This is a genomic window from Ancalomicrobiaceae bacterium S20, from assembly GCA_040269895.1.
Classification (GTDB): domain Bacteria; phylum Pseudomonadota; class Alphaproteobacteria; order Rhizobiales; family Ancalomicrobiaceae; genus Methyloraptor; species Methyloraptor flagellatus.
Window position 1 is genome coordinate 1,656,395 of the sequence record CP158568.1, and the last position, 22,170, is coordinate 1,678,564.

General features: G+C 67.5%; 17 protein-coding genes, 1 tRNA gene and 1 pseudogene. 9 read left to right on the plus strand and 10 right to left on the minus strand.

The window, feature by feature from the left end:
• Positions 1-40: 40 nt before the first annotated feature.
• Both ABS361_07730 and ABS361_07735 read right to left on the minus strand, forming a co-directional pair.
• Positions 41-1,252, minus strand: coding sequence for an amino acid ABC transporter permease (locus ABS361_07730; GenBank protein XBY46109.1), 1,212 nt, complete (start codon positions 1,250-1,252; stop codon positions 41-43).
• 370 nt (positions 1,253-1,622) lie between these two features.
• On the minus strand, positions 1,623-2,636 hold the full coding sequence (locus ABS361_07735; GenBank protein ID XBY46110.1) for an amino acid ABC transporter substrate-binding protein: 1,014 nt from the start codon (positions 2,634-2,636) through the stop codon (positions 1,623-1,625).
• Positions 2,637-2,990: 354 nt separating this feature from the next.
• Between ABS361_07735 and metC the strand changes: the two genes are divergently transcribed.
• Complete coding sequence (gene metC, locus ABS361_07740) at positions 2,991-4,166, plus strand: cystathionine beta-lyase (GenBank protein ID XBY46111.1); 1,176 nt, start codon at positions 2,991-2,993, stop codon at positions 4,164-4,166.
• On the opposite strand, the gene ABS361_07745 is transcribed toward metC, so the two are convergent.
• Complete coding sequence (locus tag ABS361_07745) at positions 4,144-4,974, minus strand: phosphatase PAP2 family protein (protein XBY46112.1); 831 nt, start codon at positions 4,972-4,974, stop codon at positions 4,144-4,146. The genes metC and ABS361_07745 overlap by 23 nt on opposite strands.
• A gap of 339 nt (positions 4,975-5,313) precedes the next feature.
• On the opposite strand from ABS361_07745, the gene ABS361_07750 reads away from it, so the two are divergent.
• Positions 5,314-5,712, plus strand: coding sequence for a metalloregulator ArsR/SmtB family transcription factor (locus ABS361_07750; protein ID XBY46113.1), 399 nt, complete (start codon positions 5,314-5,316; stop codon positions 5,710-5,712).
• A 424-nt stretch (positions 5,713-6,136) separates the two neighbouring features.
• Here the strand turns inward: ABS361_07750 and ABS361_07755 are convergent, their stop codons facing one another.
• The 3 genes from ABS361_07755 to ABS361_07765 all read right to left on the minus strand — a co-directional run bounded on the left by ABS361_07755 (position 6,137) and on the right by ABS361_07765 (position 10,411).
• The gene (locus ABS361_07755) at positions 6,137-6,424 is read right to left on the minus strand and encodes a hypothetical protein (protein ID XBY46114.1); all 288 of its coding nucleotides are present in this window, start codon (positions 6,422-6,424) and stop codon (positions 6,137-6,139) included.
• A gap of 488 nt (positions 6,425-6,912) precedes the next feature.
• On the minus strand, positions 6,913-9,003 hold the full coding sequence (locus ABS361_07760) for a hypothetical protein (GenBank protein XBY46115.1): 2,091 nt from the start codon (positions 9,001-9,003) through the stop codon (positions 6,913-6,915).
• 436 nt (positions 9,004-9,439) lie between these two features.
• Positions 9,440-10,411, minus strand: a complete 972-nt coding sequence (locus ABS361_07765) for a radical SAM protein (GenBank protein ID XBY46116.1) — start codon at positions 10,409-10,411, stop codon at positions 9,440-9,442.
• A gap of 562 nt (positions 10,412-10,973) precedes the next feature.
• On the opposite strand from ABS361_07765, the gene ABS361_07770 reads away from it, so the two are divergent.
• Entirely contained in the window at positions 10,974-12,215 is a 1,242-nt protein-coding gene (locus ABS361_07770) for a sodium:proton antiporter (protein ID XBY46117.1), read from the plus strand.
• A gap of 96 nt (positions 12,216-12,311) precedes the next feature.
• Here the strand turns inward: ABS361_07770 and gyrA are convergent, their stop codons facing one another.
• Together gyrA and ABS361_07780 are read right to left on the minus strand one after the other, a co-directional pair.
• Entirely contained in the window at positions 12,312-15,152 is a 2,841-nt protein-coding gene (gyrA, locus tag ABS361_07775; GenBank protein XBY46118.1) for a DNA gyrase subunit A, read from the minus strand.
• 101 nt (positions 15,153-15,253) lie between these two features.
• Positions 15,254-17,308, minus strand: a complete 2,055-nt coding sequence (locus ABS361_07780) for an EAL domain-containing protein (protein XBY46119.1) — start codon at positions 17,306-17,308, stop codon at positions 15,254-15,256.
• 337 nt (positions 17,309-17,645) lie between these two features.
• Between ABS361_07780 and ABS361_07785 the strand changes: the two are divergent.
• The 3 genes and pseudogenes from ABS361_07785 to ABS361_07795 all read left to right on the plus strand — a co-directional run bounded on the left by ABS361_07785 (position 17,646) and on the right by ABS361_07795 (position 18,530).
• Positions 17,646-17,873, plus strand: a pseudogene (locus ABS361_07785) (MarC family protein).
• Positions 17,809-18,267: a MarC family protein gene (locus ABS361_07790; GenBank protein ID XBY46120.1), complete on the plus strand. Its 459-nt coding sequence runs from the start codon at positions 17,809-17,811 to the stop codon at positions 18,265-18,267. The pseudogene ABS361_07785 and the gene ABS361_07790 overlap by 65 nt, the downstream one beginning before the upstream one ends.
• A 173-nt stretch (positions 18,268-18,440) precedes the next feature.
• Positions 18,441-18,530, plus strand: a tRNA-Ser gene (locus ABS361_07795).
• A gap of 78 nt (positions 18,531-18,608) precedes the next feature.
• Here ABS361_07795 and ABS361_07800 read toward each other — a convergent pair.
• Both ABS361_07800 and ABS361_07805 read right to left on the minus strand, forming a co-directional pair.
• Positions 18,609-19,037 carry a type II toxin-antitoxin system VapC family toxin gene (locus ABS361_07800; GenBank protein XBY46121.1) on the minus strand — a complete coding sequence of 143 codons (429 nt, stop codon included), beginning with the start codon at positions 19,035-19,037 and terminating at the stop codon, positions 18,609-18,611.
• Positions 19,034-19,318, minus strand: a complete 285-nt coding sequence (locus tag ABS361_07805) for a hypothetical protein (protein ID XBY46122.1) — start codon at positions 19,316-19,318, stop codon at positions 19,034-19,036. The genes ABS361_07800 and ABS361_07805 overlap by 4 nt, the downstream gene beginning before the upstream one ends.
• A gap of 129 nt (positions 19,319-19,447) precedes the next feature.
• Here ABS361_07805 and ABS361_07810 point away from each other — a divergent pair, with 129 nt between their 5' ends.
• From ABS361_07810 to ABS361_07820, 3 genes are all read left to right on the plus strand, one after another.
• Positions 19,448-19,843 (plus strand): hypothetical protein, encoded by a 396-nt coding sequence (locus ABS361_07810; GenBank protein ID XBY46123.1) that lies wholly within the window; start codon positions 19,448-19,450, stop codon positions 19,841-19,843.
• Positions 19,844-19,915: 72 nt separating this feature from the next.
• A complete protein-coding gene (locus tag ABS361_07815; GenBank protein XBY46124.1) occupies positions 19,916-20,221 on the plus strand; it encodes a hypothetical protein in 306 nt (101 codons plus the stop codon).
• Between the two features lie 508 nt (positions 20,222-20,729).
• Positions 20,730-22,106, plus strand: coding sequence for an ABC transporter substrate-binding protein (locus ABS361_07820; GenBank protein ID XBY46125.1), 1,377 nt, complete (start codon positions 20,730-20,732; stop codon positions 22,104-22,106).
• Positions 22,107-22,170: the final 64 nt, after the last annotated feature.

Here is a 22,170-nt window from a genome sequence, read left to right on the forward strand (position 1 = left end):
GCGGGGCTCTGGGAGCCCATCGGAACATCCGTCATGGGTCTCACCTCTCCACGATCGCCACGCGGGCGTTGTACCAGTTCATGAACACCGAGGTCGCGACCGACAGGCCGAGGTAGATCGCCATCCAGATCGCGATGATCTCGATCGCCTGGCCGGTCTGGTTCAGCACCGTGCCGCCGACGTAGACGAGATCGGGGAAGCCGATCGCGACCGCGAGCGAGGAGTTCTTGGTCAGGTTCAGGTATTGGTTGGTGAGCGGCGGGATGATCACGCGCATCGCCTGCGGGATGATGATCAGCCGGAGCGTCGGCCCGTTCGGCAGGCCGAGCGAGCGCGCCGCCTCGGTCTGGCCCCAACTGACGGCCAGGATGCCGGCGCGGACGATCTCGGCGATGTAGGTGCCGGTATAGACCGACAGCGCCACGACGAGGGCGGCGAACTCCGGGATCACGCGCGTGCCGCCGGCGACGTTGAAGCCGCCCTTGACCGGGGCGACCAGCGTCAGGCCGAGGCCGGTCACGACGAGGCCGAGGATTGGCAGGCCGAGGATCAGCGCGAGCCCGACCTTGCCGGCCGGGAACTGCGCGCCGGTCGCGATCTGCCGCTGGCGCGCCCAGCGCGACACCGCGATCGCGCCGATGACGCCGACGACGAGGCCGCCGAGGATCGCCCAGCCGGTCGCCTCGGTGAGCTTGACCTCGGGCAGGAACAGGCCGCGGTTGTTGAGGAAGATCCAGCCCGGGATCGGCTCGACCGAATTGCGCGGGTTCGGCAGCACCTGCAGAACCGCGAAATACCAGAAGAAGATCTGCAGCAGCAGCGGCACGTTGCGGCAGACCTCGACATAGATGGTCGAGACCCGCGAGATCAGGTAGTTCTGCGACAGCCGCCCGACGCCGGCCAGGAAGCCGAACAGCGAGGCAAAGATGATGCCGATCGCGGCGACCAGCAGCGTGTTGACCAGGCCGACCATGATCGCGCGGCCGTAGGTCGCGTCGCGCGGGAAGTCGATCGGCGTCATCGCCAGATCGAAGCCGGCGCTGGTGGTCAGGAACCCGTAGCCCTGCGCGATGTTGCGCGAGGCGAGGTTGACGGCGGTGTTGTGAATGATGATCGCGGCGAGCGCGACCACGGCGCCGAGCGTGATCACCTGATAGATCACGCCCCGGACCTTCGGATCGTAATACCACGTCACCTTGGCAGAGCCGCTCGGCCCTGCGCCAGACGTGCCCGCATTGGACGATGTGCTCATCGGCTGCTTCCCACGCCCCAACGGCGGGACCGGCGCCGCGGCGCGATCCCGGCGGATGCCCTTCACCCCCGCCGGCAGGCTCCGAGCCCGGCCGGCGTTACGACGTCGTCGCGAAACATCGATTGTCGTTCGGATCGCAGTTCCGGCGTGCATGATGCCGCCCGAACGCGTGCCGGCCCGACCTCTCCCGATTTCGCAGCCGGAGGGCGGGACATCGACGCCCTTCCGTAGCCGATCCGGTGCCCCACCTGGAAAACCCGATCGGAAAGCACTGGATCGGAAGACATTAGACCGATGCGGACCGCCGGATGGCGCCGCCGGTCGGATCCGGTCCGAACCCGCGGGGTTCGGACCGGATCGGCTTCACCGATCAGCGGATCGGCGGGGCGTACTGGAGACCGCCCTTCGACCACAGCGCGTTGACGCCGCGCGCGATCTTCAGCGGGCTGCCCATGCCGACGTTCTTCTCGAACATCTCGCCGTAGTTGCCGACGGCCTTGATCGCCTGGTAGGCCCAGGCGTTCGAGAGGCCGAGCGCCTCGCCGAACTTGCCGTCCTTGCCGAGCAGACGCTTCACTTCCGGGTTGGTCGAGTTGAGCTGCTCGTCGGCGTTCTTCGACGTGACGCCCATCTCCTCGGCGTTGATAAGCGCGAAGAGGGTCCACTTCACGACGTTGAACCACACGTCGTCGCCCTGGCGCACCAGCGGGCCGAGCGGCTCCTTCGAGATGATCTCCGGCAGCACGACGTGGTCGTCCGGGTTGGTGAGCTTCAGGCGCACCGAATAGAGGCCCGAGGCGTCGGTGGTGTAGACGTCGCAACGGCCCGCGTCGTAGGCGCGCACGGCCTCTTCGTTCTTTTCGAAGGTGACCGGGTCGTACTTCATGTTCTTGGTGCGGAAGTAGTCCGCGAGGTTCAGCTCGGTCGTGGTGCCGGTCTCGGTGCAGACCGAGGCGCCGGAGAGCTGCAGGGCCGAGGTGATGTTCATCGACTTGCGGACGATGAAGCCCTGGCCGTCATAGTAGTTGACGCCGGCGAACAGCAGGCCGAGCGAGGTGTCGCGCGACATGGTCCAGGTCGAATTGCGCGTCAGCAGGTCGATCTCGCCCGATTGCAGCGCGGTGAAGCGTTCCTTGGCCGAGAGCGGCGTGAACTTCACCTTGGTCGGGTCGTTGAAGACCGCGGCGGCGACCGCGCGGCAGACGTCGACGTCGATGCCCGACCAGTTGCCCTTGTCGTCCGGGTTGGAGAAGCCGGCGAGGCCCTGGCTCACGCCGCACTGCAGGAAACCCTTGGCCTTGACGTTGTCGAGCGTGCCGGCCGAGGCGCCGGTGGCGAACCCGACGACGGCGGCGAACGCGGCCGCGAAGACTGACTTTTTCATGTTCGACAGAGCCCCTGTGCACTCTTTTCGTTGGTAGGACCGCATGTGGATCGTCCGGCCTCGCGGCCGACGTTTGGACTACCCGGCCTCGCGCCCGCCCGGCCGCCGCGGTTCACGCGGCAAGGCCAGACAACGGTCGCGGTCCAGGCGCGCAGGACGGCGCCTCCTCCTCTTCGAAAACGCCGCCGACTGCCCGCTTTAACGGCATGCAGGAATGCATGGCCGCTATCGCCCGATCCATGAGCACATAGCAGGCCAATTGCGGCCAACGGTCAAGGGGGGCAGAATGGTTGTCGAAATCCATGCGGCGAATCCTGGCCGGTCATCAGCAGCAAATTCCAAGAGTTGTGTAAAATGTCGAAATCCATTCCAAACAGGAACCGCTCCGTAGAAACGATTGTCACGCACAGCGGTCGCCCCGATCCGCGCGACACGCCGTTCGTCAACACGCCGGTCGTGCGCGCCTCGACCGTGCTGTTCGAAAATCTGGCGGCGACCAAAAATCCAGGCACCAAATATGTCTACGGACGGCGCGGAACGCCCACTTCGGAGGCACTGACCGACGTACTGTCCGAGCTCGAGGGCGCGGCCGGCACGCTGGTGACGCCGTCCGGCCTCGCCGCGGTCTCGATTGCGCTGCTGTCGGTGCTGTCGACCGGCGACCATCTGCTGATGACCGACAGCGCCTATGGCCCGACGCGCCTGTTCTGCGAGGGCGTGCTGAAGCGCTACGGCGTCGAGACCACCTACTACGATCCCCTGATCGGAGCGGACATTGCCGGGCTGATCAGGCCGAACACACGCGCGGTGTTCATGGAGAGCCCGGGCTCGCTCACCTTCGAGGTGCAGGACGTGCCGGCGATCGTCGCGGCTGCCAAGGCGCGCGGCATCGTCACGCTGATCGACAACACTTGGGCGACGCCGGTCTATTTCAAGCCGCTGGCCCACGGCATAGACATCGCGCTGATGGCGGGCACCAAATATGTCGTCGGCCATTCCGACGCGATGATCGGCACCATCGCCTGCGCAGAGAGCGTCTGGGCGGCGGTCAAGCGGACCTATGGCGACATGGGCATGTTCACCGGTCCGGACGACATGTATCTGGCGCTGCGCGGCCTGCGCACCATGCCGGTCCGGTTGGCACGGCACTTCGAGAGCGCATTGACCGTTGCCCGCTGGCTTGAACAGCGGTCGGAGGTCGCGCGCGTGCTGCACCCGGCGCTCCCCTCCGATCCGGGCCATGCGATCTGGAAGCGCGACTTCGGCGGCGCGTCGGGACTGTTCGCCTTCGAGCTGCAGCCGGTCGCGCACGAGCGCATCGCGGCGATGATCGACGGGTTGGAACTGTTCGGGATCGGCTATTCCTGGGGCGGATTCGAAAGTCTGGTCACGCTCGTCGATCTCAAGGGGATCCGGACCGCGTCCGCCGCACCGACGCGTCCGGTCGTGCGGCTGCACGTCGGGCTCGAGGATCCGGCCGATCTGATCGCCGATCTGGACGCCGGCTTCAGCCGACTTGCGGGCGGCTGAACAGCGCGGCCAGGGAACGGAACGACTCGCCGGGGGCCGGCACCAGCCGGCCCTCCCAGTCGTAACGGAACACGAAGTCGCGGCGGGCCAGGAGATGGGCGAACAGCAGGGTTCCTGCCATCCCCAGGCCGACACCAGCGACGACGTCGGACGGAAAATGCGCTTCGAGCAGCGTCCGTGTCACCGCGACGAGCAGGCCGGCGATCAGGATCGGCCAGCGCCAGCGCGGGAACATCAAGGCGAGCACCATGGCGGTCGCGCCGGCCGTGGTCGAATGTCCCGATGGGAACGCCGCGTAACGGGGTTGGAACGCGAAGGCGTGGAACTGGAGCACCGCATCGCCGTCGATCGCATGCGGCCGCGCCCGGCCGATGGCGTTCTTGACCAGCGCCGCCATCAACCCGCTGCCGGCGACCGACGCAAAGGCGAAGGCTGACAGCGCAGCCAGCCGCTGCAGGGCCGCGCGGGTCGGCGCCGGCAGACGGCGCGAATCGATCACCAGGAAGCCGATCACCACCAGGCCGGAGCCGACCAGGATCTCCCAGCCCTCTCCCAGGGCGGTGACGCGCTGAAGCGACGGCCGCCACTCGGGCGCGATCAGGCTCGACATCGAGAACGCGACCGCATCGACGAGCGGGATCGCCGCGATCGCGACCACCAGCGCCATCACGAGCACCACCGCCGGGCTCTCGCCGAGCGGCGAGCACCGGGGACAGGGCTTTGGTCGGGCCGCAAGAACGGCCGCGATCGCCGCGCGACACCGTTCGAGCGCGCCGACCGGATCGAAGATCGCGAGCCAGGACCTCATTCTTTCTAGCTATCACGGACAACCACAATTGACGAGAGCGCTCGTCCTTCCGTTACTGGAACCTTACGGTGCAGCCGACGTTATGTGATTGTTGGCATCTAACGATTGGAAAGGCGCGCATATGACGCAGCTAATCGGATACAATCGCCAAATATCGAATATGAAATCCCTGAAAGCGTTGATGTGGGTATCGGAATAAATCCTATTATATTCATAATAGATGCATGCGTGATGACTATAATTACAGATAACCAGCTTGTAACTGATTGTGTCTAACGTTAGTGTCGTCAATAACTTTACCTCGCAGGTGGGGCCGAGGTTTGGGAGTCAATATTGGTGATGCCGCAGACTGATGTTCCTGATCATGACGTGAGCCTCGATGGATCGGAAGCTAGCGGAACGTCCCATCTGAACTTCGAACTTGCACGGCCTCACATTAGGGAAGCCGCGGAGTTCCTCAAGGCGCTCGCGCATGAGCATCGCCTGTTGATGCTGTTTTTGCTCGCCGGTCGGGAGTACTCGGTCCGCGAGCTCGAGGTTGCGCTCGACCTTCGGCAGCCTGCCGTCTCTCAGCAACTCGCGCGCCTGCGCACCGACGGTCTCGTCAGCACCCGCCGTCAGGGCAAGATGATCTATTATTCGCTGGCGAGCGTGGAGATCCGCTGCTTTGTCGTCACGCTCTACCGGCTGTTGTGCCGGTCTGGCGGGGGTGGCGACCAGACGGATCAGGCGGGGTAATCGAGGCTTGGCAGCGAGACCCGGCGGCGAGACGTGGCGCCCCGGTGTCGCGTGTGGCGAGCCGGTCCTGATCCATGGCCGCCTCATAGCCGCGTGATCGTATCTGGTCCGGAGATGCTGCGATTCCGTGTGCAGGACGGTCGCGCGGAACTCTGCCGCGCGCGGTCGCAGGCGTGGATGAGCCGCGGCCGTCCTTGGTGTTTCGGCCGCAGAGACGATGTCGCGCGGCCATCCGGTGCCGGACGCGCGTTGCTTTACAGATGGATTGGCGAGCCGTCATCGAGGGGGTGTCGCGGCCGGTCTTCCCCGGACGCGAACATGCGCCAAATCGACGCTCGCCAAACGCGATCATCCGATCGCGGGCGGCCGAACTCGACCGCTCCATCGCGCGGGGGCATGTCTCGCCCAGCCCGCCGGGAGGGCCTCACTGAAGCGTGGTCGCACCGGCATAGGCGGTCCGCGCGTTCGACGGCGGCACCGGCGGCAGCAACGGCATCTTGCCCGCACGCGACGGAGTGGGCTCGATCGGCATCATCATGTTGGCATTGGCGACCGGCTGGGGAGCCGGCTGCGCGCTCACGACTTGCGGCGCGATGGACTCGAAGCGATCCAGCCCGTCCGAGCAGGCCGCGAGGCCCAGCATCGCGCTGCCCGACAGGACGGCGATCCCGAGACGGCGGACGGAGGCGGAAAGGACGTCGATCATCGCCATCGGGGCTCCCTTCTGTCGGTCGGCTGCGCGCGCCTACGGTTCCGAAACAATCGCTCCGCACTGATCCGGCGCTGTGAGATCATCGGTGCGACGGCCAATCTCGCCAGACGGTTTGAACAATTCCTTAAACCTAAGGAGGCGCTAAGCCGCATGGTTAGCGGGGCGTTGCCCGTTCCCCTCCCTGCCCTGCGTCCTATCCGGCCCCCTCCTCCCCTCACCTTGTGCTTGCGCTGTTTGGGACAGCGGTCGGCCGGTGCCCCTGATCCTCGGCGGCCTATCGCCTCATATGTATGCAGCAATGATCGGCGGACGGTGCTCGGCCAAAGGATCACAAGGGCACCGCCCACGATCGCGCGCTGCCCGAGCGGCACTCGCGATCGTGCTTCGCATCCGCGGACGCTCCCGGGCGACACGGTCGCGATATGCGCGCTGCACGCATGTCGAGGCGCGGGGGGCGCGCCGTGATTTCGCGACGATCGGGCGAGCGGTCAGCCGGCGGCGCGCAGGAGCGCGACCGTCTCGGCTGGCTCCTCGGTGTGACGCGCCTCGGCCGCCGCGGTCCCCGGCTCGGCCGCGTGCTTTCCTTCCGAGCCGTAGGCCTCCGAGACCGCCCGTTCGAAGAAGGCTTCGAGCGCGCGCGTCGGTACCGTGTCGCCGAACAGGCGGTGCTTCTCGGATTTCACCTTGGCGATAGCCAGCACGCGACGGGTCGGATCGGCGAGATCGACGGCACGCGCCACATAGTCGGCCGTGCTGTCGGCGATGAAGGCATCGATGCCCATCATCTTGGCGATCGCGTAGCTGTGCCGGCCGCGCATCGGGCCGACCGGCAGCGTCACGAACGGCAGATCGCAGGTCACGGCCTCCAGCGTCGTGTTGCCGCCCGACCAGCCGATCGAGTCGAGATAGACGTCGCCGCACTTGAGGAACGACGGGAACAGCTCGAACGGCACCGGCCGGCAGATGACGACGTGGCGGCCGAAATCGAGATCGGCCTCGGCGAACACCTTCGCCAGGCGCGTCCGGAACGTCACGGTCACCGGGCTCGCCGGATCGCCGATGAACAGGAAGGTCGCGTCGGGCACGCGGCGCGCGATCTCGACGAAGACGGCGTCGTAGCGCGGCAGATACTTGAACAGCGACTGGCAGCAGACATAGACGGTCGCGTCGGCGCGCAGTCCGATGTCGGCGCGCGCCAGGCGCCCGCCCTCGGACGGCAGCGGGCTATAGGCGACCGACAGGTTCGGCAGCCGGATCAGCCGCTCGGTATAGTGCTTCTCGCCGTCGGCCGGCTCCATCAGGTCGCTCGACAGGAAATAGTCCATGTCGGGCAGACCGGAGGTTTCCGGGTGGCCCCATGTCATGCACTGAACCGGGGCGAGCCGGGTCGCGGCGACCTGGATCGCGGTCTGGTCCATGCCGAGTTCGAGATAGACCATCACATGCGGCGCGGCCTCGCGGATCGTGGCGACCCACTCGGCGGCCGATTTCTGGGCCGAGTGATAATGATCGACGGCCGCGATCGCGCGCTCGGTCAGTCCGTCCTGCGCGGTGCCGAAGTGGAACAGGCTGATCTCGAAGCGCGAGCGGTCGATCGTCTCCAGCCAGCCGAGGAACAGCTTCAGGACCGAATGGGTGTAGGCGTAGAGCGTGGCGAAGCCGATGCGGATCTTCTCGCCCGGCTCCGGCGCGGCCGGAGGCGTCCAGCCCCGGTTGACGCCGGATGCTTCGATGAGCCGCGCGATGACGCCGCCGTAGACGGCCTGCAAGGCGCGATCCTCATAGCCCTGATAGGCGAGGAAGAACGGCTTGGCGACGCCGACGATCGACGCGGCCGCGGCGAGCTCCGTCTCGGGCGCCGCGGTGACCGCATCCGCGACCGCGGCGATGGCGTCGTGATAGCGCCGGCGGCGCTCGTCGATCTCGTCCTCGGACGCATGTACGATGGCAAGGCCGGCCATCGCCTTGGTCATGAGCGCCGGGATATCGGCCGGGCGATGGGCGAGGCGCAAGGCGAGCAGCCGCAGCGCCTCGTCCTGCCGTCCGGCGATGCGCAGCAGATTGGCGAGTACAATCGCGGTCTTCGGCTCCAGGCCGATCGCCTCGATCGCTTCGATCGATTGCGCGATCCGCGCGCCGTCGGCGACCTTCAGCGCGCGCTCGGCCAGCACGCCGAAGACGTCGGCCGCGCCCTGCCGGTCGCCGGTCGCGAGCAGTTCACCGGCCAGCATCTGGTGCAGGCCGAGATGATCGGGCGTGCGGGCGAGCGCCTCGCGCGCGAGCGCGATCGCATCCTCGTGCCGTCCGGCGCGGGCGAGCGCCACCGTGGTGTTGAAGGCGATCCGCGTGTCCGGCGACAGCGTGCGCGCGGCTTCGAGCAGGCGCACGCCCTCGGCGACCGCGCCGCGCTGGAGCGCGCCGAGGCCGAGCCGATGCAGCACCTCGGCGGTTTCGCCATGGCCGGCGAGCGCGCGCAGCAGCGTCTCGGCGGCGGCAAAATCGCCGGCGACCTGCAGGCCGATCGCGCGATCGATGGCCGCCTTGGGCGTCAGGGGCGCAGGCGCCGGCGGGGGCGACATCGGGGGCGACATCTGGGGCGACATGGGCGCTGGTATCGCGGCCGGCCTGCCGCCCGCGCCCGTTGCGGCGGGGGCGTCCGCCTGCGCGACGGAATGGGGCGCCGCGGCTGGCGGCGCCGAGCGCGGGGCTTCGGGGATCCGGCCGGCGGTTCGCGCTTCGCTGTCTCGGCAGCGGTCGTGACGGCCTCGGTCGCGACGGTCTCGGTCCCGGTGGGCGCTTCGTCGTCCTTGGCCGACGCGGTCGATACGGGTGCCGATGGTGCGCTCGCGACCGGCGCCGCCGGCGCGACGATTTCCGGTCTTGTGCCGCCTTCGGCCGCAACCGCCTCGGCGATCGGGGGCAGAGTGGCCTCGGCAGGCACGGCTTCCGGGATCGGACTGCCCTTGGGCGTGGACGGTTCACTCGCGCGGCGGGCCGGTTTGCTGGAACGGGTCATCATCGTCTCCGCGGCCGGATCGATCGGCGCAACCGTCGCCGGATCGAGGGCCGGATTGAAACCGCAGCCGTGGCAGGCCGCGGGGGCGGTGGTGCGATAGGCATCGAGCCAGGCCGCCAGGGCCGGATCGGATCGCCGGGTCTCGAAGGCGCGCTCGGCGAGGTCGAAGCGTCCGAAGGTCGCGTCGTCCCGGTTCGGTCCGCAGGGGACCGCGATCCCTCGACCGTCACGGTCAGCACCCGCTCCGGCAGCGCGCAGCGGCCGCCGGCCGGCTGAAGCGCCGGAGCGCCGAACAGGCCGATCTTGCCGAGGGTCGGGCCGAAGGCGGCGAGCCGCGCGACAAGGCTCGCCCGCGCTGCGTCATCCAGGCACCACGCGGCGTGGTCGGGATGGTGCGCTTGCACGGGAACGACTTCGATGGCGCGAACGCCGGTCTGAGCCAGTCGCGCCAGGGTGGCCGTAATCGCATCACTATTGAGCCGGCTTATACATAATTTAGCCGTCGTAATTTCGATCGAGCGGGCGATTTCGGTGACCGCGCGCGCTAGGCGATCGACGTCCGTGCCGGCGCGCAGCCGAGCCGCGGCGGCCGGATCGAAGGTATCGACCGAGATCGTTGCGCGCCGGAGCCCGGCGGCGGCGAGGCCCATAAAATAGCTGGGATCTCGCGCCAACCCGTTGGTGGTGACGCCGATCACCCCGAACTTAGCCGTTGCGCGCGCCGCCGCGACAAACGCCGGAAAATCAGGGTGCAGGGTCGGCTCGCCGGCGCCGTCGAACTGCAGGACACGGGCGGGCGGCAGGTTCTCCAGGATGCGGCGAAAACGGGCAAGCCGCATATGGACCGTCGCCGGTGCACCGCGACCGACCGCAACCGTGCGCGGGCACGCGGCGCAACCGAGATTGCAGGCCGTCGTGACCTCGATGTCGATCCGGTCGACCCCGGCGCCGGCCACCTGCTCGTCCGACACGCTGCCCCCTGCTCCGACTCGCGCGGAAACTCTTGTCCCAGTTGATCTTGAGTTGGCGCCGATCGTGGTTAACGAAGTATTAGCGGACACCTTGAAGACGGCGCCCAGCCGCAGGCCTGGCGACCCTGGCCCGGACCGTTGGGTGCAGCGTTATCCTCCGCGCCCACACCGATTGCTGCCGAGGACGAGGCGGCCGCATCGCTCCTCCCCTCTCGTCCGGCACAAGCGCGTGCGTTCCGCGTTGGCCTCGGTGACGTCCGGCCCGCTCGACTTGTCACGGGCTCGGCCGGGGTCCGCCACACGTGCCGGCCCACTGATGCGTGGGCGGTCGGCCCGGCACCATTTCGTCCGACTCCAATTCGCCGGAGGCCGGTCCGCCCGACACCATTTCGTCCGAGCCCGGTTCGCCCGGAGCGGTCCCGACCGGAGGGGGCGGCGCTGTTCGGGGCCAGCCGGTGCCGAGCCGACGAAGCTGCGGTGGCCAGCTGGCGAGGGCACCGCGCCCTGCCCCTGCTGTCCGCCGCTGTGTTTCGTCCGCGGGCGCGATCGAGAGGGAGGCTTCATGTCGTGGTTCGAGATCGTTGCGCTGTTGCTGGTGTCGACCGCAGGCTTCGGCTGGCTCAATCGGCGCTGGTTCGGCCTTCCGAACGCGGTCGCCTTCGTGGCGAGCGGACTCGCGCTCTCCGGCGCCGTTGCGCTCGAGGAGTGGCTCTGGCCCGGATCGGGGCTTCACGACGTGGTCGGTGGTGCGGTTCGGCAGATCGACTTCTCGGCCGTTGTGATGAACGGCATGCTGGCGTTCCTGCTCTTCGCCGGCGCGTTCGACCTCGATCTCGGCCGGCTGCGGGCGCGCGCCGGGCCGGTGTTCGCGCTGGCGGCGATCGGCTCCGCGCTCTCGGCGGTCCTGGTCGGCGGAGCGCTCTGGTGGGTCGCCGATTGGCTCGGGGCTGCCATCCCGCTCGTCTGGTGCCTCTTGTTCGGCGCCCTGATCAGCCCGACCGACCCGGTCGCGGTGATCTCGATCCTGCGCGGCGTCGAGGTACCGGAGAAGATCGAGATCGAGTTGCAGGGCGAGGCGCTTTTCAATGACGGGGCCGCCGTCTTCCTGGTGACGCTCCTGCTCGGCGCACTCGCCGGCGGCGAGACGCCGCGCGGGTGGGACGAGGTCGTGCTCGTCGGTTTGCGCGAGGTCGGCGGCGGTATCGCGATCGGGCTTGCGACCGGCTTCGTCGCCTATCGCGCGATCCACGCGATCGATGATTTTCGCATCGAGGTCCTGATCACGCTCGCGCTCGTGTCGGGCACCAATGTGCTCGCCCAGCGGCTCGAGGCCAGCGGGCCGCTCGCCGTCGTGACCGCCGGGCTGCTGGTCGGTGATCGCGGCCCGCGCTTCGCGATGAGCGATCGCAGCCAGCGCATCGTGTCGGGTCTCTGGCGGCTGATCGACGAGGTGCTCAACGCCGTCCTGTTTCTGCTGATCGGTCTCGAGGTGCTCGTGCTGCGCTTCGCGGACATCGATCTCCGCTTCGTGCTTGCCGCGATCCCGATCGTGCTGGTCAGCCGGTTGATCGCGGTCGCGGCCCCCGCGCTCGTGACACCCTGGAGCCGAGCGCTGTCGCTCGGCAACGTCCCGCTGCTGACCTGGGCGGGCATTCGCGGCGGTGTCTCGATCGCGCTGGCGCTGGCGCTCCCGGATGCGCCGGCGAAGCCGGCCGTGCTCGGCGCGACCTATGCGGTCGTGATCTTCTCGATCCTGGTGCAGGGCCTGACGCTCGGCGCGGTGGCGCGCCGATACGCGAAATGAGCCCTCGCGTCGCACGTGCCGCCGAAACGGACGAGGGCGGGACACCCGAGGTGCCCCGCCCCTTTTAAGTCGTCCGGTTGTCGTGCCGGTCGGCGATCAGGCTTCCGGCGGCATCTCGCCTTCGCCCGGCCCGGCCTCACCGTCCGGACCGCCCTGCTCGCCCGACGGATCGGCAGCATCGGAACCGAGCTCGCTCGCCCCCTCGGCGCTCCCGGCCTCGGCACCATCGGCGGCGGCGTCCTCGTCCTCGCGGATGCGCTCGACCGAGACGACATGTTCGCCCTCGGCCGTATTGAAGACGATGACGCCCTGCGTGGCGCGGCCGGCGATGCGGATGCCGTCGACCGGGCAGCGGATGAGCTGGCCGGCGTCGGTCACCAGCATGATCTGGTCGGCGTCCTCGACGGGGAAGCTCGCGATCAGCTTGCCATTGCGGGCGTTGGTGGCCATGGCGGTGATGCCCTTGCCGCCGCGGCCGGTGATCCGGTACTCGAAGGACGACGTGCGCTTGCCGTAGCCGTTCTCCGAGATGGTCAGGATCAGTTGTTCGGCCGTGCTCATCACGGTGTAGCGGTCGCCGAGCTCGATGCCGCCGGTCGCCTCCTCGCCCTCGGCCTCGATCGCGTCGACTTCGGCCTCGAGCTCGCCGCGCATGGCGCGGCTGCGGCGCAGGTATTCGGCGCGCTCCTCGGCCGAGGCCTCGAAGTGGCGGATCACCGCCATCGAGATCACCCGATCCTCGTCGGCGAGCGAGATGCCGCGCACGCCCATGGAGTCACGGCCCTTGAACACGCGCACGTCGGTGACGGGGAAGCGGATGCACTGGCCGTTCGCGGTCGTGATCAACACGTCGTCCTGCTCGGTGCAGGTCTCGACCGACACGATGCCCTCGCCCTCGTCGAGCTTCATGGCGATCTTGCCGTTGCGGTTCACCTGCACGAAGTCGGAGAGCTTGTTGCGCCGGATCGTGCCCTTGGTGGTGGCGAACACGACGTCGAGCGTCTCCCATCTCGTTTCGTCCTCGGGCAACGGCAGGATCGAGGTGATCCGTTCGCCCTGCTCGAGCGGCAGCATGTTGACCAGCGCCTTGCCGCGCGCCTGCGGGGCCGCGAGCGGCAGGCGCCAGACCTTGGTCTTGTAGGCCTGGCCGCGCGAGGAGAAGAACAGGATCGGCGTGTGCGTGTTGGCGACGAAGAGCCGGGAGACGAAATCCTCGTCCTTGGTCGCCATGCCGGAGCGGCCCTTGCCGCCGCGTCGCTGCGCCCGGTAGGTCGACAGCGGCACGCGCTTGATCCAGCCGGCATGGGTCACGGTGACGACCATGTCCTCGCGCTGGATCAGATCCTCGTCGTCCATATCGCCTTCGACGTCGAGAATCTCGGTCTGGCGCGGCGTGGCGAACTCGGCCTTCACCTCGGCGAGCTCGGTCTTGACGATGCCGAGGATCTTCTCGCGCGAGCGCAGGATCTCGAGATAGGTCTCGATCTCCTTGGCGAGCTTTTCCAGTTCCTCGGCGATCTCGTCGCGGCCGAGCGCGGTCAGGCGCTGCAGGCGCAGGTCGAGGATCGCCTTGGCCTGCTCTTCAGACAGGTGATAGGTGTCGTCGGCGTTGAGCGAATGACGCGGATCGGCGATCAGCGCGATCAGCGGCGCCATGTCCTTGGCCGGCCAGGCACGCTCCATGAGCTGCGCGCGCGCGGTCGCCGGATCCGGCGCGTTGCGGATCAGGTGAATCACTTCGTCGATGTTGGCGACCGCAATGGCGAGGCCGACCAACACATGGGCGCGGTCGCGCGCCTTGGCGAGCAGATAGCGGGTGCGCCGGCCGATGACCTCCTCGCGGAACGCGACGAAGGCCGCCAGCATGTCCTTGAGGTTCATCAGCATCGGCCGGCCGCCGTTGAGTGCGACCATGTTGCAGCCGAAGCTCGTCTGCAGCGCCGTGAAGCGGTAAAGCTGGTTCAGCACCACGTCGGCATTGGCGTCGCGCCGGAGTTCGATCACGACGCGGTAGCCCTCGCGATCGGACTCGTCGCGCACCTCGGCGATGCCCTCGACCTTCTTCTCGCGCACCAGCTCGCCGATGCGCTCGACCATCGAGGCCTTGTTCACCTGATACGGGATCTCGGTGATGATCAGCGCCTCGCGGCCGCCGCGCACGGTCTCGACCTTGACGCGGCCGCGCATCAGCACGGAGCCGCGGCCGGTGTGATAGGCCGAGCGGATGCCGCCGCGGCCGAGGATGACGCCGCCGGTCGGGAAGTCCGGACCCGGCACGATCTCGATCAGATCCTCGATCGTGATCTCGGGGCGCTCGATCAGCGCGATCGCCGCGTCGATGACCTCGCCCAGATTGTGCGGCGGGATGTTGGTCGCCATGCCGACCGCGATGCCGCCGGCGCCGTTGACGAGCAGGTTCGGGAAGCGGGCCGGAATGACCACCGGCTCCCGCTCGGAATTGTCGTAGTTCGGCTGGAAGTCGACCGTGTCCTTGTCGATGTCGTCGAGCAGCTTGTGCGCGACCTTCTCGAGCCTGACTTCGGTGTATCGCATCGCCGCGGCGCTATCGCCGTCGACCGAGCCGAAGTTGCCCTGGCCGTCGATCAACGGCACGCGCATGGAGAAGTCCTGCGCCATGCGGACGAGCGCGTCGTAGATCGACTGGTCGCCGTGCGGATGGTATTTACCCATCACGTCGCCGACGATCAGCGCCGACTTGCGGTAAGGCTTGTTCCAGTCGCGGCCGTTTTCGTACATCGAGTAGAGAATGCGTCGATGCACCGGCTTCAGCCCGTCGCGCGCATCCGGCAGCGCGCGGCTCACGATCACGCTCATCGCGTAATCGAGATACGAACGCTTCATTTCATCGGCGATGGAAACGGGCTTGATTTCGGACGGCAGGCCGCTCGGGGCGGGTGTCTTCTCGGTGTCGGACAAAGGGATCTCGCTGTCTCGATTCTGGACGACAGTCTATCCCATCAGACGGCTTGACCGCAACCCGCGCAGCCCAAATCCCCAAGCTGCTTTATCTTTTCATATCAAGTGGTTACGGTATTAGCCCCGGCTATTTCCCGCTTGAACGGCCGGAAGCCGGCCTGCGCCTTCGGCGTGACGACCGAAAGCCATGCGATCACGTCGCTCGGCGGCAGCGCCGGCGAGAACAGATAACCTTGCGCAACCGAGCAGCCGAGCTCGGCGACCGTCTCCAGCTGCTCGAAGGTTTCGATGCCCTCCGCGACCAGTTCGATATCGAGGCTGCGACCGACCGCGGTGATCGCCTGGAACAGCGCCCGGTCGCCGGCATTCTCGGCGACGCCCTGGACGAAGCGCTTGTCGATCTTCAACCGGTCGATCTTCAAATCGCGCAGACGGGCGAGCGAGGAATAGCCGACGCCGAAATCGTCGACCGCCAGCGGCACGCCGAGCCGTTCCAGCCGCTCGAGCTGCGGACCGGCGGCGTCGAGGTTCAGCATCGCGTCCTCGGTGATCTCGACCTCGATCAGCGACGGCGGCAGCTGCCGGCGCCGGATCACGGTCTCGACCAGTCCCGCGACGTCGAAAGCGAGGAAGTCGAGCGGACTGACGTTGACGGCGACGCGCACGCGTTCCTGGCCGATCTGCGCGAGCCGGTGCAGCATGTCGGCGGCGGCATCGAGCGCGAGCTCCAGCAACGCCTCGGCCTGATTGGAACGATGGGCGGCGGCGACCACCACGTCCGGGGCCACGGCGCCATGCACGGGGTGCGTCCAGCGCATCAGGGCCTCGAAGCCGATCGGGCGGCGGTCGAGGATCGAGATCTGCGGCTGGAAATGGTAGCGGATCGCGCCGTCGCGGATGGCGACACGCAGATCGGCCTCGATCTCGCGTTCTTCGCGCGCCTTCTCGCCGAGCCGGCGATCGAACAGCGCCCAGCGGCTGCGGCCGTGCTGCTTGGAGGCATAGAGCGCGATATCGGCATGGGCGAGGAGGTCGTCCGGCGACGTGCCGTCGACCGGATAGACCGCGATGCCCATGCTGACACCGATGGTCGACTGGCGGCCCTGGAGCAGGAACGGCGCCTCGAAGGCCGCCAGCACCCGATCAGCGACCGAGGCCGGATCGCGGCCCTCGCCGAGATCGAACATGAGCGCGAACTCGTCACCGCCGACACGCGCGACCATATCCTCCTCGGCGAGCGCCCCCCGCAGCCGCGAGGCGACCTCGACGAGGAGCCGGTCGCCGGTGGGGTGGCCGAGCACGTCGTTGACCTGCTTGAAGTGATCGACGTCGAGCATGACGACGCCGACCTGACGGCGCGCCACGGCGGCGCGTTTCAGGCGCATGTTGAGCCGATCCGAGGCGGCGGCGCGGTTCGGCAGACCAGTCAGCGCATCGTGGGTCGCCAGCCGTTCGAACTCCTGGGCGGCGGCGCGGGCCCGCTGGTTGGCGATCCGCAGCGACCGGACCAGCACGGCGCGGTCGGCGGCCGTGCGGCTCGACTTGTCGAAGGCGCGCTCGGTCCTGAGCGCGATCATGATCAGGAAGCCCGACAGGGCAAGCGTGCAGAAGGCGAGCAGCGGGCCATCGACCGACGGATCGATGATGAAGAACACGGTGATGCCGAGGACCGCCGGCATGGCGAAGGCGAGCGAAAACGTCGTCATGGCGCCCGATAGCGCGACGACGCCGGTCGCGCAGCCGACCGAGGCGACGGCCGCAACGAAGCCGAGGCGCGAATCGACCGTCAGCGCCGCCACGACCGGGCAGAGTCCCCAGAGCGCGCCGTTCAGAAAGCTGCCGATCACGGCGAAGCGGATCACCGTCCACGGCGATGTTTCGGCCATCGATCGTCGCTTGAGCGGGATCGCCATCAGCACGCGAATGACCTGAAACACGCAATAGGGCACGAGGATCCACAGCACATCGAGCTTGCCGGTGCGCAGTTCGGCCGCAAAGGCGACCACCATCGCGCAGAACGTGCTGCCGAGGACGCCGATGTCGACCGAGCCGAGCAGAGCGCGCGCCTTGTCGCGCAGAACGATCTGCTCGACATCGTCGCTGAGGTCGACCTGCCCCGGAATATCCGGGGTTGAAATGTCAGGACTCTGGACCACGCTCCGCTCCGAAGGTCGATCGACGTAAACACCTTGTAACGCAGATCTTTTACTGAAACAAAAACGCCAGGCCCGCTCACTCGACCTGAACGGCTGCTACACGCCAGCCGCGAACACCTACCCGAACGTCATGCTTCCGATGCGATGACGGCACGCGGACTGGACAAACACCCCTGCCCCGCTCACGATCCGCGACAGCGCAGTCGCGCGCGGATCTGAGGGGCCCACCGGCTTGGCGAGGCGCTCCGGTGATCGCCCCGGCAGTCCACCCGGACCGCGCCGCCCGCCGGCACGGCAAGGGCGGCCATGGCGCGGGGAATCAGCGAGGAGCGGCCCTATGCTTGATTATCTCACGACGGCGTTCGTGACGATCTTTGTCACGGTCGATCCGCCCGGCGTGGCGCCGCTGTTTCTCGCGCTGACCGCCGGCCTCAGCCGCGAAGAACGCCGCGTCGTCGCCTGGCGCGGCGTCGCGACCGCGACGCTGGTGCTGATCTTCTTTGCGGTGGCGGGCGAGATCCTGCTCCGGGCGCTCGGCATCTCGATCGCGGCGTTCCGGACCGCGGGCGGATTGCTGTTGTTCTACATCGCCTTCGAGATGGTTTCGCCCAGCGCACCGAGCGCAAGGCGGGCGCGGTGCGCGAGCCGGCGACGGCCGAGCGGCTGCATGCCATGGCCGTGTTCCCGGTGGCGATCCGCTGCTCGCCGGGCCCGGCGCGATCTCGGCGACCATTCTGGCCGCCGCGAAGGCGCTGAACCCGCTGTCGCTCGCGCTGTTTCTCGGCGCGCTCGTGGTGGTGATGGCGATCGCGCTCGCCGCGATGCTCTCCGCCGGCCGCATCGACCGCGCCCTCGGCGCCACCGGCCGCGCGGTTGTCGAACGCCTGCTCGGCCTGATCCTGTCGGCGCTGGCCGTCCAGTTCGTCGCCGACGGCATCAAGGCGCTGATCGCGGCGTGAGCGCGGAGGTACCCGCCCTTACTCATCGCTTCCCGCCGAGCGCAACGTCCCCTGCCGCAGTGCCCGGACGGCTCGCGTCGATCGGCTCGAAGGGCACGCAGCAAGCTCGGGCGCGGGCATCGTCGGGAGGGGGCTTGTGTTTCGGCGCGCGACCTTTCATTGAAAGCCGGACCGGATGGGTGGCCGAGTGGTTTAAGGCAGCGGTCTTGAAAACCGCCGAGGGTGCAAGCCCTCCGTGGGTTCGAATCCCACCCCATCCGCCATTTTTATTTGCGCGCAGCCGCCACGCCAACCCTGCGCGCGTGGCTCCGAGTTCGAACTTATGTTCTCACTCTCCGCCATCACCGATGATCGGCTTCAGCACTGAACGGGTTGAACACGCTGGCACCGAGGCCCGCCACATCGCGTTCGTTACGCGTAACAAGTGTCAGACCGTTGGCCAGCGCGGTGGCGGCGAGAAGGCCGTCGATGACAGGGATCGGACGGATCGCGGTCATGCGTCCCCATTGATCGGCGACGGCATTGTCGATCCCGAGCACGCGGCCGGCAAAGGCAATCTCGATGGCGCGCAGCCAGCGCTCGAGCGCCGAAGCCTTGTCGCGATCTCGTGCGCGCGCCAGTTCGATCCCCTTGCGGATCTCTCCGAGCACGAGCGTGCTGAGGAACAAGTCGGCGTCCGCGATCCCGGCATACCAGGCGGCGACGCCGGTATTGCAACGTTCGCCCTTGCGGATCTCCGAGATGATGTTCGTGTCGATCAGATAGGTCAAAGATCGACGTCCCTGCCGAGGTCGCGAGCACGATCGAGGTCGATGCCGTCGAGCGGCGCCGAGGCCAGCAATGACTTCAAGCCGATCTCGGCAGGATCGGCAAAGGTCCGGCGAAGGGCGGCACGCGCCTCTCCCTGCCGGACCGGATCCGACAAGGCCGACGCGACACGGCGGACCAGAACTGCGTCCTCCTTGCGAACGCTGACCTCGACGCGAACGTATCCTTCATCGCTCCTTCGGGCCCGGTGGGCCGCGACAGGGGACTTTGACTTGATGGTCATTTCGGCTGCCTCGATTTTCCGGAAGTATATCCGGAAACGCCGGACAAGGCAAATCGCCGTTCAGGTGATGATCCAACCCCGCGCCCATCCGTATCTCCCGTTACCCCCAACGACGACGGAGATCAGGGCATGCGCAAGGTTTCTTCCCTCGCTGTCATCGCGCTCCTGGCGGTGGCCGGTGCCACGCCGGTGAGCGCGAACGAAAAGCAGCTCTCGGGCCAGGAGATCGACCGGACCGTGCGCGGCAAGCGGGTCTATCTCTCGGTGCCGCTCGGCGGCGAGTTTCCGCTCTATTACAAGGCCAATGGGCAGGTCGACGGCTCGGGCGAGGCGCTCGGGCTCGGGCGCGTCATGGCGCCGAAGGACAAGGGGCGCTGGTGGGTCGCCGGCAACAAGCTCTGCCAGAAGTGGGAGCAGTGGTACGACGGCAACGTGTTCTGCTTCCAGATCCGCCAGACCGGGCCGACCTCGATCGCCTGGGTGCGCGACGACGGCTATTCGGGCACGGCGCGCATCGGGCAGTGATCGGCCGCGCCCCCTGTTCGACGGACGAGCGGGCGCGGCGCCCCGTCCGGGCCGCGTGATGCCGATCAGCCGGTGGCTCGGCGCCTCAAGTCTGATATTCTATTCGCCTGCCCGATGGGAAACCGCTATTTTGAGCGGGTTATCGTCACCGGGAGTTGGTCCCATGAAAAGATCCTCGCATTCGTTCTTCTCGCCGCCGCCGCCGTTTCGGCGCTTCCCGATCCCGCCGAGGCGTGGATGTGCGTCGCAACCAGTTCGCGTGCTCGCGGCTGGGGCACCAGCGGCAGCATGGTCGCCGCCAAGAACCGCGCACTTGCCGAATGCGCTATGCGCACGCCCCGTGGCCGCACCTGCTACATCCGCTATTGCCGCCCCTGAGCGGCGCGCGCTGCGCCGGTCCGCGCGGGCTCCATCGCTCGGCTTGAGGGGCCGGCTCCGGGACCTCGGAGCCGGCCTTTGCTTTTCGCCGCCCGCGTAGGACACTGGAGATCGGCCGCGAGGGGGTGGACAAAGCCGCCGCGCGCGGCGAATGTAATATATCAATTCGGTGCAACCCGTTCGAGAAGTCGCGACAAGCGATCGGCGGGTCCGAGGGGAGGAAGCGCGTCACCGCGTGGTCTTGGGAAGAGACCGCGGCGGTGCGGAGATGAGGCGGCGCACGGCCGTCGGTCGTCGGGAGCGACCGGCGCCGGCCGACCCTCTTCTGTGGCCTCGGGCCACCATCCTTCCATCCCAGGCTGTGCCGAAGTGCGAGAGACCGTGCGGGTTCCAGAGACCCGCAGGCACAAATCCGCCTCCGGCCCGGGCGACCGGAGGCGAACGGGCGCGACGCCCGCAAGCCCGACGACAAGAGCCGCCAAAAGGCTCGGCCATGGGAGGAAACAGGATGCGCAGACCCTTGCTGTCGGCACTCGCCGGCGCCGTATTCTCGGTCGCGGCCGGCGCCGGCACGGCCGGCGCCCAGGAAACCCTGACCGTGTGGTGGGTGAAGGGCTTCTACAAGTCGGAGGACGACGCCCTCTATGCGGCGATCAAGAAGTTCCAGGACAAGACCGGCGTCAAAATCGAGCTGTCGCAGTATCCGGTCCAGGACATGATCCCGAAGACCGTCTCGGCGCTCGACAGCGGCAACCCGCCCGACGTGTCATTCGGCGATGTCTACGACTTCCAGGTCACCGGCAAATGGGCCTTCGACGGCAAGCTCGAGGACATTTCCGACATCCTGACGCCGATGAAGAGCGCCTTCGCGCCGAACACGCTGGAGACGACCTGGCTCTACAACGACAAGGACAAGAAGCGGGCCTACTACGCCTTCCCGCTCAAACAGCAGACGATGCATATCGAATACTGGACCGATATGCTCGAGCAGGCCGGATTCAAGGAAGCCGATATTCCGAAGGGTTGGAGCGACTACTGGTCGTTCTGGTGCGACAAGGTCCAGCCGGCCTATCGCAAGGCCTCGGGACAGCGCGGTTTCGCGATCGGCCAGCCGATGGGTGTCGACAGCTCGGACAGCTTCTTCTCGTTCCTGACCTTCGCCGACGCCTACGGCGTCAAGATGGTCGATGACGAGGGCAAGCTGACCGTCGACGATCCGAAGGTGCGCCAGGGCCTGATCGGCGCGCTGACCGATTACACCTCGATCTACACCAAGGGCTGCACGCCGCCGTCGTCGACGAGCTGGAAGGATCCGGACAATAACGTCGCCTTCCACAACCGCACGACGATCCTGACCCACAATGCGACGATCTCGATCGCCGCGAAGTGGCTCGACGACATGAACAACACGACGCTGACCGATGATCAGCGCGCCGCGGCCAAGGTCAATTACTACGAGAAGATCCGCACCGCCGGCTTCCCGAACCGGCCGGACGGCAAGCCGATGCAGTATCGCTCGGCGGTGAAGACCGGCGTGGTGTTCGCCGGCGCCAAGAACAAGGCGCGGGCGAAGGAGTTCGTCACCTTCCTGATGCAGGAGGAGAATCTGACCCCCTACGTCGAAGGCGCGCTCGGCCGCTGGTTCCCGGTGACCAAGGCCGGTCAGGCGCGGCCGTTCTGGCAGGAGGATCGGCACCGGAAGTCGGTGTTCGACCAGTACGCCTCCGGGACCGTGACGTTCGAATTCACCAAGAACTACAAGTTCACGATCCTGAACAACGAGAACGTCTGGGCCAAGGCGATGAACCGCGTCGTCAACGAGAAGGTGCCGGTCGACAAGGCCGTCGACGAGATGATCGCACGGATCAAGCAGGTCGCGGGCTGAACCGCACTGCCCTGCCTTTTCCCCGCCGGTCCGCTTGCGCGCGGGCCGGCGGGTCGTCCGCGTC

Excerpts from the sequence above, each read along its gene's own strand:
- ABS361_07730 (XBY46109.1), bottom strand. The coding sequence starts at position 1,252 with ATGAGCACATCGTCCAATGCGGGCACGTCTGGCGCAGGGCCGAGCGGC.
- ABS361_07735 (XBY46110.1), bottom strand. The coding sequence starts at position 2,636 with ATGAAAAAGTCAGTCTTCGCGGCCGCGTTCGCCGCCGTCGTCGGGTTC.
- metC (XBY46111.1), top strand. The coding sequence starts at position 2,991 with ATGTCGAAATCCATTCCAAACAGGAACCGCTCCGTAGAAACGATTGTC.
- ABS361_07745 (XBY46112.1), bottom strand. The coding sequence starts at position 4,974 with ATGAGGTCCTGGCTCGCGATCTTCGATCCGGTCGGCGCGCTCGAACGG.
- ABS361_07750 (XBY46113.1), top strand. The coding sequence starts at position 5,314 with ATGCCGCAGACTGATGTTCCTGATCATGACGTGAGCCTCGATGGATCG.
- ABS361_07755 (XBY46114.1), bottom strand. The coding sequence starts at position 6,424 with ATGGCGATGATCGACGTCCTTTCCGCCTCCGTCCGCCGTCTCGGGATC.
- ABS361_07760 (XBY46115.1), bottom strand. The coding sequence starts at position 9,003 with ATGTCGCCCCCGCCGGCGCCTGCGCCCCTGACGCCCAAGGCGGCCATC.
- ABS361_07770 (XBY46117.1), top strand. The coding sequence starts at position 10,974 with ATGTCGTGGTTCGAGATCGTTGCGCTGTTGCTGGTGTCGACCGCAGGC.
- ABS361_07805 (XBY46122.1), bottom strand. The coding sequence starts at position 19,318 with ATGACCATCAAGTCAAAGTCCCCTGTCGCGGCCCACCGGGCCCGAAGG.
- ABS361_07810 (XBY46123.1), top strand. The coding sequence starts at position 19,448 with ATGCGCAAGGTTTCTTCCCTCGCTGTCATCGCGCTCCTGGCGGTGGCC.
- ABS361_07820 (XBY46125.1), top strand. The coding sequence starts at position 20,730 with ATGCGCAGACCCTTGCTGTCGGCACTCGCCGGCGCCGTATTCTCGGTC.